This is a genomic window from Thioclava sp. IC9, assembly GCF_002213225.1.
GTDB lineage: Bacteria > Pseudomonadota > Alphaproteobacteria > Rhodobacterales > Rhodobacteraceae > Thioclava > Thioclava nitratireducens.
Genome location: NZ_NBNX01000004.1, coordinates 238,927 through 252,607, shown reverse-complemented (window position 1 = coordinate 252,607; position 13,681 = coordinate 238,927). Strand labels below are relative to the sequence as shown.

Below are 13,681 nucleotides of genomic sequence, written 5' to 3'. Positions count from 1 at the left end.
AGGCGGCCGAAGCCGCCTCAACTTTGCCATATTCTCGTCAGAGTTGTGTCAAACGAGCTGCCCGTGGCAATGCTTGAACTTTTTGCCCGAGCCGCAGGGGCAGGGATCGTTCCGCGACGGCTCGCCCCAGGTTGCCGGATTGGTCTCATCGAAGCCCGGCAGCGGCTCTCCCACCACCTCGACCTCGGGCGCAGCCTCGGCCGCCGGCGCCTCGGCGGGCGCGAGCTGCTGCTGTTGCGCTTGCATCATCTGCGCCTGCTCTTCTTCGGTTAGCGGGCGGATGCGGGCCAGCTGCTGGGTCACGTCCGAGCGTAAGCTGTCGAGCATGATCTCGAACAGCTGGAAGCCCTCGGTCTTGAATTCCGAAAGCGGATCGCGCTGCGCATAACCGCGGAAACCGATGGTCTGGCGCAGCTGATCGAGCGTAACCAGATGTTCGCGCCATTTCGCGTCGATGATCTGCAGCAGGACCTGCTTTTCGATCATCTGCATCGTGTCGGCACCGAAGGCTTCGGCTTTCTCGGCCATCAGCGTATCGGTCGCCTCTTCGAGACGCTCGGTGACGACCTCCTGATCGACGCCCTCTTCCTCGGCCCATTCCGCGATCGGAACGTCGAGGTTGAGCTGCTCGATCACCGCCTGATGCATCCCTTCGACATCCCATTGATCGGCATAGGATTTCGGCGGCATGTAGCGGTCCACGAGATCTTCGATCACTTGCACGCGCATATCGCGGGTGATCTCGCCGACCTCTTCGGTTTCCATGATTTCGCGACGCTGCGAGAAGACCGCTTTCCGCTGGTCGTTCATCACGTCATCGAATTTCAGAAGCTGCTTGCGGATGTCGAAGTTGCGGCCTTCGACCTTCGCCTGCGCACGCTCGAGCGACTTGTTCACCCACGGGTGGACGATCGCTTCGCCCTCTTTCATGCCCAGCTTCGAGAGGACCGAATCGAGCTTGTCGGAGCCGAAGATCCGCATCAGGTCGTCTTCCAGCGACAGGAAGAACAGCGAGCGGCCCGGGTCGCCCTGGCGGCCCGACCGGCCGCGCAGCTGGTTGTCGATGCGGCGGCTTTCGTGGCGCTCGGTCGCGAGAACGAACAGGCCGCCCGCTTCCAGAACCTTCGCCTTTTCCTCGGCGGTCGCCGCGTCGATCCGCTTGCGGACCTCTTCGGGATCGGCGTCGGGATTCGCAGCGAGTTCGTCCTGAACGCGCATCTCGACATTACCGCCGAGCTGAATGTCAGTGCCGCGACCAGCCATGTTGGTCGCAATGGTCACCGCACCCAGACGACCGGCCTCGGCGACGATGGTCGCTTCCTGCTCGTGCTGACGGGCGTTGAGGACGTTGTGCTTGATACCGGCCTTCTTGAGCATATCCGAGAGCATCTCGGATTTCTCGATCGAGGTGGTGCCGACCAGCATCGGCTGCCCCTTCTCGTGGGCCTTCTTGATCGCCTCAACGACAGCGTCGTATTTCTCCTGCGCCGTGCGGTAGACGCGGTCATGTTCGTCTTTCCGCGCGATCGGACGGTTGGTCGGAATCTCGACCACGCCCAGCGAGTAGATCTCGGCGAATTCCTCGGCCTCGGTGGCCGCGGTGCCGGTCATGCCGCCCAGCTTGTCGTAGAGACGGAAGTAGTTCTGGAAGGTGACCGAGGCGAGCGTCACGTTCTCGGGCTGAATATCGACGCCTTCCTTGGCTTCGATCGCCTGATGCAGCCCTTCCGAGAGGCGGCGCCCCTTCATCATCCGGCCGGTGAATTCGTCGATCAGCACGACCTCGCCCGATTGCACGACGTAGTTCTGATCCTTGAAGAACAGCTTGTGGGCGCGCAGGGCCTGGTTGACGTGGTGCACGATGGTCGTGCTTTCCGGATCGTAAAGCGACTGCCCCTCGGGCAGAACGCCTGCCTCCAGCAGGAGGTTTTCGAGGAAGTCGTTGCCCTCTTCGGTGAAGGTCGCGGTGCGGGCCTTCTCGTCGATGGTGTAATGATCTTCGGTCAGGCTCGGGATGAACTTGTCGAGCGTGATATACAGCTCCGAGCGGTCGTCGGACGGGCCAGAGATGATCAGCGGCGTGCGCGCCTCGTCGATGAGGATCGAGTCGACCTCGTCGATGATCGCGTAGAAATGGCCGCGCTGCATCATCTGGTCGACCGACGTCTTCATGTTGTCGCGCAGATAATCGAAGCCGAGCTCGTTATTCGTAGAATAGGTGATGTCGGCGGCGTAGGCCTGCTTCTTCTCGGGCTCGGCCTGGAAGGGCACGACGACGCCGGTGGTCAGACCCAGCGCACCGTAGACCTTGCTCATCCATTCCGCGTCGCGCCGCGCGAGATAGTCGTTCACGGTGACGACATGCACGCCCTTGCCCGCCAGCGCGTTCAGGTAGGCCGGGAAGGTCGCGACGAGGGTTTTCCCTTCGCCCGTCTTCATCTCGGCGATGTTGCCCTGATGCAGGAAGATGCCACCGATCAGCTGCACGTCGAAGGCCCGCAGGCCGAGTGCACGCTTCGCGGCTTCGCGGCAGTTGGCGAAGGCTTCGGGCAGAATCTTGTCGAGGCTCTCGCCCTCTTCCTGCACGCGGCGCTGAAAATCGCGCGTCTTTTCGATGATCTGTTCGTCGGAGAGGGCTGCGTATTCCTCCTCCAGCGCGTTGATCTTGGCCACCAGCGGGCGCACCGATTTCACCTTACGATCATTCGACGTGCCGAAGACCTTCTTCGCGAGTGTTCCGATGCCGAGCATGTAATCTCCGAGGGTAGCTGACCAGATCGTTATTCCCTGTGCCTTGCCGCATAGGGTTTGCTTGCCTAGAAGAGCTAGCGAAACAAGGCCGAAACGGCTCTTACAGACCCTTGGCGATGTAAGGGGCGACTGCCAGAGTGTCAACGCCGCCTAAAGACGCGGCAGAAAGGAAGTGGCAAGGATGCCGAATCTGACGAAACTGCTTGCGAGCGTAGCGATCTGCGCGATGACTGCCGGAATCGCACAGGCAGAGGACGCAAAAGCGCCTGCACCCGCTGGGGATACCGCGAAATCGGGAACCGCCGCCAAGCCGCGCACCGACCTGAGCGCCGACACTGTCGTGGCTACCGTCAATGGCCAGGACATCACGCTTGGCATGATGCAAACCGTGCGCGACGGCCTGCCCGCGCAATACCAGCAGCTCCCCGACGACAAGCTGTTCGACGGCGTCCTGCAGCAGCTGATCCAGCAGACCGCCCTCGCACAGCTCGAGGAAAAGCGCATCACCCAGCGCGATAAGATCGCCCTCGAAGTGCAAAAGCGCGCTTACCTGTCGGGTGCGTTCCTCAACTACACCGCAGACAAGGCCGTGACCGACGAAGCCGTGCAGAAAGCCTATGACGCCAAATATGCCAAGGCCGAGCCGACCAAGGAATATCACGCCGCCCATATCATCGTGAAAACCAAGGAAGAGGCCGAGAAGATCAAGAAAGAGATCGATAACGGCGCCGACTTCGCGGAACTGGCGAAGAAGAACTCGACCGATGGCGCTGCGGCGAATGGCGGCGATCTGGGCTGGTTTAAGCTCGACGCGATGGTCAAGCCCTTCGCGGACGAGGTCGCGGGCATGAAGGAAGGCGAAGTCGCCGGTCCGATCCAGACCCAATACGGCTGGCACGTGGTGAAGCTGCTCGGCACCAAGATGGTCGATGCCCCGAAACTGGCCGATGTGCGCAAGAAGCTGGTTGGCGATATTCGCCAGGAGGCTGTGCAAAACCGCGTAAAGGCTGTTGTGGACGAAGCCAAAATCGACAAGATGACCGACGGGATTGATCCGAGCGTTCTGAAAGATCAGTCCATCCTGGGTAGCAACTGATCGATCAAAAGGCGGGCGCGATGGCGAAGAAAAAGTCGAAGGACACCAAGGAGCTGAAGGCCAAGGTCAAAAAGCTCCGCGCCAAGGTGAAGGCGCTGAAGTCCGACCTTTCCGACGCGCCCGCCCCTGCCGCCCCTGCGGCACAGACCAAGGCGAAATCGGTCACGATCTCGCCGCTCGCCCCCGCGAAATTTCCCGATCTTCCGGAAATCGCGGGGGTCGAATTCGCCTCCGCCGCGGCGGGGGTCAAATATGCCGGCCGCACCGACGTGATGCTGGCGCGGATTGCGCCGGGCGCTTCGATCGCGGGCGTGTTCACCACGTCCTCCACCCGCGCGGCCTGCGTTCTCGATTGTCAGGAAAAGCTTGCGATGCGCGCGCCGGACGACGCCGGTGCCGCGATCATAGTCAACTCCGGCAATGCCAACGCGTTCACCGGGAAACGCGGTCAGGAGAGCGTCGACAAGGTCACCGGAGCGGTGGCTCAGGCGCTCGACATGCCGATCAGCCGCGTGTTCTCCTCCTCCACCGGCGTCATTGGCGAGCCGCTTCCCCATGACAAGATCGTCGCGGTGATCGACAGCCTGACGCAGCGCCTCTCCCCTGCCGGGATCGAGGATGCCGCGCGCGCGATCATGACGACCGATACCTATCCCAAAGGCGCCTTTGCCGAAGTTCAGGGCGAAGGCGGCAAGATCAAGATCGCCGGGATCGCGAAAGGCTCGGGGATGATCGCGCCGAACATGGCGACGATGCTGGTCTATATCTTCACCGATGCGAAAATCACGCCGGCGCGGCTGCAAAAGATGCTGTCGCGGCAGGTGGATGACACGTTCAACGCGATCACCGTGGACAGCGATACGTCGACCTCGGATGCGCTGATCGTCGCGGCGACCGGGAAATCCGACGCCGCCGAGATCGCCGATCTGCGCTCGGAGCCGGCGAAGGCGTTCGAGGCCGGTCTGCGCGGCGTGATGATGGATCTCGCACATCAGGTCGTGAAAGACGGCGAAGGCGCCACCAAGTTCGTCGAGATCCGCGTGACGCGGGCGCGCTCGAACGAGGACGCGCATAAGATCGCGATGTCGATCGCGAATTCGCCGCTGGTGAAGACCGCAATCGCGGGCGAGGACGCGAACTGGGGCCGCGTGGTGGCGGCCGTCGGCAAGTCCGGGGCCGAGGCCGATCGCGACAAGCTCAAGATTTCCTTCGGGGACATGGTGGTGGCCGAGAAAGGCTGGCGCGTGCCGGATTACTCCGAAGAGGCCGCGAGCGCCTATATGAAGAATGACGAGTTGGTGATTGGCGTCGATCTCGGGCTCGGTCGCGCATCGAAATCGGTCTGGACCTGCGATCTCACCCACCGCTACATCGACATTAACGCGGATTATCGTTCGTGAAGATGGTTCTGGTATCCGCCGTCGCCCTGATCGACGCCGACGGGCGCGTGCTTCTGGCACAGCGCCCCGAGGGCAAGTCGATGGCGGGTCTCTGGGAGTTTCCCGGTGGCAAGGTCGAGCCGGGCGAGACGCCCGAGGCCGCGCTGATCCGCGAGCTGGACGAAGAACTGGGCATCCAGACCCATCAGAGCTGCCTCGCGCCGCTGACCTTCGCCAGCCACGCCTATGACGACTTTCACCTGCTGATGCCGCTCTTTGCCTGCCGCAAGTGGCAGGGGATCGTCAGCCCCCGCGAGGGACAAACGCTCGCCTGGGCGCGGGCGCGCGATCTGCGCGATTACGAGATGCCGCCAGCGGATATCCCGCTGATCCCCATCCTGCGCGACTGGCTCTGAGCGGAGTCCGGACGCGATTAACCTTCGTGATCCTATCCGCAATCTCTCGCACCTGCCCAGCCTCGGTTCACTTATTTGTCGCGGATCCTCCAGAGCTTGCGCTTCTAGCGGGCGCGCAAAGTAAGAACCGCACGCCCAGAGCCCGCAAATCATAACCACAAATGCAAAACGGGGGCGCGAAGGCCCCCGTTTTCATATCTGTAGGATGGTCCCGAAGGATCAGAGCGTCCGCTCGACCTCTTCGCGCTCGAAAATCTCGATGACATCGCCGGGGCGGATATCGTCGTATTTCTCGAAGGCCATACCACATTCCTGACCGGAGGGCACTTCCTTGACCTCGTCCTTGAAGCGCTTGAGCGTCTTCAGCGTGCCTTCGTGGATCACCACGTTGTCACGCAGCAGGCGCACGCCAGCCGAACGACGGGCGACACCCTCGGTGACGCGGCAACCAGCAACCTTGCCGACGCCGGTGACCTTGAACACTTCGAGGATCTCGGCATAGCCGATGAAGTGTTCGCGGATCTCGGCCGACAGGAGGCCCGAAGCGGCAGCTTTGATGTCGTCCACCAGATCGTAGATGATCGAGTAGTAGCGGATCTCGACGCCCTTCTGGTTCGCGGCGTTGCGCGCAGGCGCATTGGCACGAACGTTGAACCCGATGACCGGCGCGTTGGACGCCTCGGCCAGCGTGATGTCGGATTCGGTGATTGCACCGACGCCCGAATGCAGCACACGGACGCGCACCTCTTCGTTGCCGACCTTCTCGAGCGCCTGAACGATCGCTTCCGCCGAGCCCTGCACGTCGGCCTTCACCAGCACGGGCAGTTCGGTGACGCTTTCGTCGGCCTTGGCTTTCGCCATCAGCTGTTCCAGCGTCGTCGCGGCACCGGCAGCGGCGCGTTTGTCCTTCGCAGCCTGCTCGCGGTATTCGGCGATCTCGCGGGCCTGCGCCTCGGTCTCGACGACGTTGAGAACGTCGCCAGCCTCGGGCGTGCCGTTGATGCCGAGCACCTCGACCGGAACCGACGGACCGGCCTCATCGACGCGGTCGCCCTTGTCGTTGATCAGCGCGCGGACCTTACCCCACTGCTCGCCGACAACGAAGATGTCGCCTTTGCGCAGCGTGCCATTCTGCACCAGAACCGTCGCGACCGGGCCACGGCCCACGTCGAGCTTCGCCTCGATCACCGCACCTTGCGCGGCGCGATCGGGGTTGGCCTTGAGTTCGAGCAGTTCGGCCTGAAGCGCGATCGCTTCGAGCAGTTCGTCGAGACCCTTGCCAGTCTTCGCCGAAACTTCCACGTCCTGCACGTCACCCGACATCTCTTCGACGACGACTTCGTGCTGCAGAAGCTCGGTGCGGACCTTCTGGGCGTTCGCCTCGGGCTTGTCGCACTTGTTGATCGCGACGATCATCGGAACGCCAGCGGCCTTCGAGTGATTGATCGCTTCGATGGTCTGCGGCATCACCGAGTCATCGGCCGCCACCACGAGCACCACGATATCGGTGACATTCGCACCGCGTGCGCGCATCGAGGTAAAGGCCGCGTGGCCGGGCGTATCCAGGAAGGACAGCGTCGCGCCGCTCTCGGTCTGCACCTGATAGGCGCCGATGTGCTGCGTGATCCCGCCAGCCTCACCCGAGACGACGTTCGCCTTGCGGATCGCGTCGAGCAGCGAGGTCTTGCCGTGGTCGACGTGACCCATGATCGTGACGATCGGCGGGCGCGGCTGCAGATCTTCTTCCTTGTCGTCGACCTGATCGATGACCTGCTCGACATCCGCATCCGACACGCGCACGGCCTTATGACCGAATTCCTCGATCACATATTCGGCGGTATCGGCGTCGAGCGTCTGGTTCGCGGTGACCATCATGCCCATCTTCATGAGCGTTTTGACCACATCCGCGGCGCGCTCCGCCATACGGTTGGCGAGTTCCGACACGATGATCGTCTCGGGGAGCTGCACTTCGCGGGACTGCTTTTCAGCACGCTGCGTACCGCCCATCGCCTTCTGGCGCGCTTTTTCCTGCTTGCGCTTCATCGCGGCAAGCGAACGCTGGCGGCCTTCGCCACCCGAAAGCGCATCGCTCAAGGAGAGCTTGCCCGAACGGCGGTTGCCGCGGTCGTTGCCCTTGTTGTTACGATCGTTGTTGCGATCGTTGCGCGTGTCACGCTCGCGATCCGTCTTGCGCGGCCCCGAGGAGGAGACGCCCTTGGTCTCGGCGCGGGCAGCCGCTGCTTCGACCGCGGCCTGATCGACCGGCGCATCTTTCTTCGGTCCGCCCTTGCGGATCTCTTCTTTCTTCTTGTCGCGAAGTTCGGCCTCGCGCTTCTTGCGCTCGTCCTCTTCTTCCTTGGCCTTCAGGGCCGCTTCGCGTTCACGCTCCTCGCGCTCCTTGGCCTCAGCCTCGGCGCGACGACGCTCGCGCTCTTCTTCGCGGGCTTTTTCCTCGGCCTCGCGGGCGGCGGCCTCTTCGGCCTCGCGCGCCTTCGCGGCCTGAAGCGCCTTCAGGCGACGCTCCATCTCGGCGTCGGAAATCCCGGCGGGGCGCTTCGACGGATCGCCAAGGGAGGGTTTGTTGCCCCCGCCCTTACCAGCGCCTGCCGCCGGTTTGTTCAGCACCCGCTTCTTGCCTTTCGTCTCGACCACGACGTTCTTAGTGCGCCCGTGCGAGAAGCTTTGCTTCACCTGCCCGGGGCGCCCGCCGCCCAGTCCGAGAGTCTTTTTGCCGTCCGTATCGCTCATGCCGTCTTCGTATCCTTCATGGCGGCCTTGCCGCCGTCCTGCTTGCGTACGCCCGCAAGCCTCGATGCGTCTTCAATTACGCGCCGGGTGAGGCCACCGGCTGCAAGCGCGCCGTGTATCGCACGATCGCGGCCGAATGCCAAACCCAATTCCTGAGAGGTGAGGCAGCCGAACCAGCGCCCGCCTTCGGGCGTCCAAAGCTTGCCCTTGCCCCTGTCCGAGCCGTCGCTTGCCTGAAGCAGCACTTTCGCGCGCCCCTCGGCCAGCCAGCCCTTGACCTTCTCGAAGCCGACAATCGCTTTGCCGGCCTTTCGCTCCAGAGAAATAAGCTCCACAACGCGAGAGGCAAGGGCCTGTTCCACCAATTCCACCAGATTCTCAGGGGTTTTGACCGCCTGCTTGGCTGCACGGGGGAACAATCCCTTTTTCATCGCCGTCTCGATGATGCCGCGATCGGACGTCACCCAGATTCCGCGGCCGGGCAGCTTGCCCGCCACGTCCGGGTAGACCATCCCGTCGGGTCCGACCACGAAGCGGACAAGCCCCGCCTTCGGCTGAACATCGCCGGTGACGATGCAGCGCCGTTCGGGCTCGTCGTGATTTTTCGGCTTTCCGCCGCGACTCATCTAAGCTCCTCTCCGGTCGGGACCGAGGCTTACGCCTCGGCCTCCTCCGCGGTTTCCTCTTCGCCTTCGTCTTCCGCGTCGCCTTCCAGCTCGGACGGGTCAACCCAGCCCAGCTGAATACGCGCGGTCATGATCAGGTTCTGCGCCTCCTCGAGGCTCACGTCGAATTTCTCGAGCAGACCTTCATCCTTCACGCGCTGACCGTCGACCGTGGTCCAGCCACCGGCCAGTTCCCAGTCGGCGCAGGTCGCGAAATCTTCCAGCGTCTTGACGTCGTCTTTCGCGAGCGCCTCGATCATCTGCGGGGTCAGGCCTTCGAAGTCGAACAGCGACTGCTCGACGCCCATTTCCTTCGCCGCCTCCAGCGCCTTGCGGTTCTGCTCTTCGATCACGTCGCGGGCACGGGCCTGCAGTTCGCCTGCAGTGTCCTCGTCCACGCCTTCGATCGACAGCAACTCGTCCATCTCGACATAGGCCACTTCCTCGAGCGAGGTGAAGCCCTCGGCCACGAGAAGCTGCGCGAAGAACTCGTCGAGGTCCAGCGCGTCGACGAACAGCTTGGTGCGCTCGGCGAATTCGGCCTGACGGCGCGCCGATTCCTCGGCCTCGGTCAGGATGTCGATATCGAGACCGGTCAGCTGCGAGGCCAGACGCACGTTCTGACCGCGGCGGCCGATGGCGAGCGACAGTTGCTCGTCCGGCACCACGACTTCGATCTTCTGCGCTTCCTCGTCGATCACCACTTTCGACACTTCGGCCGGCTGCAGCGCGTTCACGAGGAAGGTCGCCTGATCTTCGTTCCACGGGATGATGTCGATCTTCTCGCCCTGAAGCTCGCCGACGACGGCCTGTACGCGCGAACCGCGCATACCGACACAGGCGCCGACCGGATCGATCGAGTTGTCATAGGAGATGACGCCGATCTTCGCGCGCGAACCCGGATCGCGGGCCACGGCCTTGATCTCGATGATGCCGTCGTAGATTTCCGGCACTTCCATCTTGAACAGTTCGGCCATGAATTCCGGCGCGGTGCGGCTGAGGAAGATCTGCGGGCCACGGGTCTCGCGGCGTACGTCTTTCACATAGGCACGGATACGGTCGTTCGGGCGATAGCTCTCGCGGCCGATCTTCTCGTTGCGGCGCAGAATCGCTTCGCCACGGCCCACATCGACGATGATGTTGCCGTATTCCTCGCGCTTGACGATGCCGTTGATGATCGTGCCGACGCGGTCCTTGAACTCTTCGTACTGGCGATCACGCTCGGCTTCGCGGACCTTCTGCAGGATGACCTGCTTGGCCGATTGCGCGGCGATGCGGCCCAGATCGACCGGCGGCACCTCGTCGACGATCTCATCGCCGACCGAGGGATTTTCGAGATACTGCTTCGCCTGCTCGACGGTCAGCTCGGCCTGATAGTTCTCCAGATCCTCGTCTTCGACGACGGTGCGGACACGGGTGAAGGTCGCCTTGCCGGTCTTGCGATCGATCGAGACGCGGATGTCCATCTCCGCGCCGTAACGCGACTTCGCCGCACGCGCGAGACTCTCTTCCATCGCCTGGATCACCAGATCCGGGTCGATCATCTTTTCGCGCGCCACCGCCTCGGCGGTCTGCAGAAGCTCAAGCTGGTTGGCTGCCGTGATGGCCATCTCAGTTCTCCTCCTCGGGGGAATCGTCAATCTCGTCAAATTCAGCTTCGTCGACGCCTTCGGTCGCCTTCTTCTGGCGCAGCATCTCGTCGATCAGCTCATCGGTCAGCACCAGCTTCGCATCCGCGAGCCAGTCGAACTGGAGGCCGATCACGACGTCTTCGCCGTTCTCGTCCAGCTCGATCAGGATTTCCGAGCCTTCGGTGCCGCGCAGGATACCCTTGAAGCGCTTGCGCCCGTCGATCTGCTCGGAAGTCTCGATCTTCGCCTCGTAGCCTTCCCAGATGTCGAAATCCTTGAAGCGCGTCAGCGGGCGATCGATGCCGGGCGACGACACTTCGAGCGTATATTTGTCCTCGATCGGGTCTTCCACGTCGAGGGCCGCGGACACGGCAGTCGAGATCGCGGCGCAATCGTCCACGACGATGCCGCCATCGGGGCGGTCTGCCATGATCTGAAGCGTGGCCGTCTTGCCGCCCTGCAGCCGCAGCCGCACGAGCTCGAAGCCCAGCCCCTCGATCACGGGGGTCACGATCTCGGCCAGACGCCGGTCGATGGCGGTCTTGGCGATCAGGTCGGTCATGTCTCTCTTTCCGATCCTACAAAAACAAAAAACGGGCCGTTGCGGCCCGTCACACGTTTCCGGTGGGCGTCAGGTTTGGACCCCGGCGCGCCGCTGTTGAAGGCGATATAGTCCTGTATCGCAGATTCCGCAAGTGGAATCAGGTTTGGGCACCCGCCCTCGGGTTGTCGCGCCAGACGCGGAAGTTCAGCGCGCCCGCCAATGTCAGCCAGACGAGATAGGGGAAGACCAGCAATCCGGCCAGCATATCGAGCTGCAGGAAGGCCAGCATCATCGCCGCTACGGCGACCCACAGACAGATCAGGACGAGGAGCCCGAGCCACAACCGATGCGCCCCGAAGAACACCGGCGTCCAGAGCGTGTTCAGCGCGATCTGCACCGCAAACAGCGCAAGCGCGATCTGGCTTCGGGCCTCGGGGGCGATGCGCGCCGCAGCGTAGGCGACCGAGACATAGAGATAAGTCCAGGCCACGGGAAACACCCAGTTCGGCGGCGTGAAGCCCGGCTTCTTCAAGCCGACATACCATTCGCCCGGCTTGAAGATGATGCCGGTTGCAGCCGCAGCCGCGGAGGCCGCGAGAAACAGCAGGAAATAGGTGAGCGTCATGGCGGCCTCGATGGAAATCCGGTGTCAGATCAGGATCTAAGCTCATCCATCGCGCGGACAAGCCCGGCCGTGATCCCCGGCTCGGAAAGCGCATGTCCTGCCATCGGCACCAGCTGAAGCTTCGCCAGCGCCCAGCCCTGCGCCAGCCGATAGGCCGAAGTCGGCGGACAGATCATGTCGAGCCGCCCCTGCACGATCGTCGTCGGGATATGCTCGATCTTGTAGCGGTCGCGCAGGATCTGGCCGTCCTCTTCAAGGAAGGCCGCGTTCTGGAAATAGTGGTTCTCGAGCCGCGCGAAGGCACGCGCGTAATCGGGCGAGGCTTCGCCCGGCGGACCGTCATAGCGCACCGACGCCAGCGCGTTCTCCCACATCGCCCAGTGCCGCGCATACCGCGCTTCGGCCATGTAGTCGCCCGAAAAGAGCCGCTTGTGATAGGCGCCGATCAGATCGTGCTGCTCGTCCTCCGGAATCGGACGCCGGAAATTCGCCCAGAGGTCGGGATAGAAATTCCCCGCGCCGCCGCCGTAGAACCAGTCGAGCTCCGCCTGCGTCGCAAGAAAGACGCCCCGAAGAATCAGGTTCGAGGCCCGGTCGGGATGCGCCTGCGCATAAAGCAACGCCAGTGTCGCCCCCCAACTGCCGCCGAAAACCATCCACCTGTCGATGCCGAGCGTCCGGCGGATCTGCTCCATATCCGCGATCAGATGCCATGTCGTGTTGTCGGCGACGCTGGCATGCGGGCGCGACAGACCGCAGCCGCGCTGATCGAACAGGATGACCCGGTAATGCTGCGGATCGAAGAATCGCCGCATCGTCGGCGAGCAGCCGCCGCCCGGTCCGCCGTGGCAGACGACGACCGGCTGGCCCTGGGGATGGCCGGATTGCTCGACATAAAGAATATGGCCATCGCCCACGTCGATCCGGCGCTGATCGAAAGGCTCGATCGGCGGATAAAGATGGGCGCCCGATGCGCGCTTTTGCCCTGCAGTTCTGTCCATATCCGGACTATATAGAGCAAAAGGCGCGCCCGCCATGGGCTGCCCTAAAATCAATGCGAGGAGAGCAATGGCAGATCCGACAAACAGCATCGACCCGTCCGAAGTCGCCAAATTCGAAGCGATGGCCGCCGAATGGTGGGACCCGAACGGCAAGTTCAAACCGCTGCATATGCTCAACCCCTGCCGTCTCGACTACATCACCACCCAGATCGCCACCCAGTTCGGCCGTGACCTGAAAGCGCCGCGCCCGTTCGAGGGGCTGCGCCTGCTGGATATCGGCTGCGGCGGCGGGCTTCTGTCCGAACCGATGGCGCGGCTCGGGGCCGAGGTCGTGGGGGCGGATGCGGCGGAAGGGAATATCCCCGTCGCGCGGCTGCATGCCGAACAGTCGGGTCTCGAAATCGATTACCGCCATTGCGCGGCGGAAGATCTGGCCGCGAAGGGTGAGCAATTCGATGTCGTCCTCGCGATGGAGATCATCGAACACGTCGCCGATCCGCAGGGCTTCGTGAACACGATCCAGAGCCTGATGAGGCCGGGCGGGCTGATGATCTGCTCGACGCTGAACCGCAATCCGAAAAGCTACATGGTCGCGATCATCGGCGCCGAGCGGGTGATGCGCTGGCTGCCGGTGGGCACGCATGAATGGTCGAAATTCGTCACGCCCGACGAGCTTTACGTGCTGTCGCGCAACGCAGGGCTCGACCCGGTCGACCGCTGTGGGATGGTGTTCAACCCGCTGGCGTGGACATGGTCACTCTCGGAGCGCGATCTTTCGGTGAATTACGCCATCGCAGCGGTGAAGCGGTAAGGGGCGCTGCCCCT

11 protein-coding genes are annotated in these 13,681 nt (G+C 63.1%); 4 read left to right on the top strand and 7 right to left on the bottom strand.

Features of this window, described 5'->3' with window-relative positions; all coding sequences use genetic code 11:
* Positions 1–48 precede the first annotated feature (48 nt).
* Positions 49–2,751 carry a preprotein translocase subunit SecA gene (gene secA / locus B6V76_RS12585; RefSeq protein WP_088719888.1) on the bottom strand — a complete coding sequence of 901 codons (2,703 nt, stop codon included), beginning with the start codon at positions 2,749–2,751 and terminating at the stop codon, positions 49–51.
* A gap of 181 nt (positions 2,752–2,932) precedes the next feature.
* On the opposite strand from secA, the gene B6V76_RS12580 reads away from it, so the two are divergent.
* Genes B6V76_RS12580 through mutT form a run of 3 tightly spaced genes read left to right on the top strand, consistent with a single transcriptional unit; the run spans position 2,933 to position 5,642 of the window.
* Positions 2,933–3,847 carry a peptidylprolyl isomerase gene (locus B6V76_RS12580; protein WP_088727588.1) on the top strand — a complete coding sequence of 305 codons (915 nt, stop codon included), beginning with the start codon at positions 2,933–2,935 and terminating at the stop codon, positions 3,845–3,847.
* Between the two features lie 20 nt (positions 3,848–3,867).
* On the top strand, positions 3,868–5,247 hold the full coding sequence (gene argJ, locus B6V76_RS12575) for a bifunctional glutamate N-acetyltransferase/amino-acid acetyltransferase ArgJ (protein WP_088727587.1): 1,380 nt from the start codon (positions 3,868–3,870) through the stop codon (positions 5,245–5,247).
* Positions 5,244–5,642: an 8-oxo-dGTP diphosphatase MutT gene (mutT, locus tag B6V76_RS12570; protein WP_075775231.1), complete on the top strand. Its 399-nt coding sequence runs from the start codon at positions 5,244–5,246 to the stop codon at positions 5,640–5,642. Before argJ ends, mutT begins: the two co-directional genes overlap by 4 nt.
* A 219-nt stretch (positions 5,643–5,861) precedes the next feature.
* On the opposite strand, the gene infB is transcribed toward mutT, so the two are convergent.
* From infB to pip, 6 genes are all read right to left on the bottom strand, one after another.
* Positions 5,862–8,390 (bottom strand): translation initiation factor IF-2, encoded by a 2,529-nt coding sequence (infB, locus tag B6V76_RS12565; RefSeq protein WP_075775230.1) that lies wholly within the window; start codon positions 8,388–8,390, stop codon positions 5,862–5,864.
* Positions 8,387–9,016, bottom strand: a complete 630-nt coding sequence (locus tag B6V76_RS12560) for an RNA-binding protein (RefSeq protein ID WP_088727586.1) — start codon at positions 9,014–9,016, stop codon at positions 8,387–8,389. The genes infB and B6V76_RS12560 overlap by 4 nt, the downstream gene beginning before the upstream one ends.
* A gap of 29 nt (positions 9,017–9,045) precedes the next feature.
* Positions 9,046–10,665, bottom strand: coding sequence for a transcription termination factor NusA (gene nusA, locus B6V76_RS12555; protein ID WP_075775228.1), 1,620 nt, complete (start codon positions 10,663–10,665; stop codon positions 9,046–9,048).
* Position 10,666: 1 nt separating this feature from the next.
* Complete coding sequence (gene rimP / locus B6V76_RS12550) at positions 10,667–11,248, bottom strand: ribosome maturation factor RimP (protein ID WP_075775227.1); 582 nt, start codon at positions 11,246–11,248, stop codon at positions 10,667–10,669.
* A 139-nt stretch (positions 11,249–11,387) separates the two neighbouring features.
* Positions 11,388–11,855 (bottom strand): TspO/MBR family protein, encoded by a 468-nt coding sequence (locus B6V76_RS12545; protein ID WP_088727585.1) that lies wholly within the window; start codon positions 11,853–11,855, stop codon positions 11,388–11,390.
* Between the two features lie 29 nt (positions 11,856–11,884).
* Positions 11,885–12,856: a prolyl aminopeptidase gene (pip, locus tag B6V76_RS12540; RefSeq protein ID WP_088727584.1), complete on the bottom strand. Its 972-nt coding sequence runs from the start codon at positions 12,854–12,856 to the stop codon at positions 11,885–11,887.
* 67 nt (positions 12,857–12,923) lie between these two features.
* Here pip and ubiG point away from each other — a divergent pair, with 67 nt between their 5' ends.
* Positions 12,924–13,667, top strand: a complete 744-nt coding sequence (gene ubiG, locus B6V76_RS12535; protein ID WP_088727583.1) for a bifunctional 2-polyprenyl-6-hydroxyphenol methylase/3-demethylubiquinol 3-O-methyltransferase UbiG — start codon at positions 12,924–12,926, stop codon at positions 13,665–13,667.
* Positions 13,668–13,681: the final 14 nt, after the last annotated feature.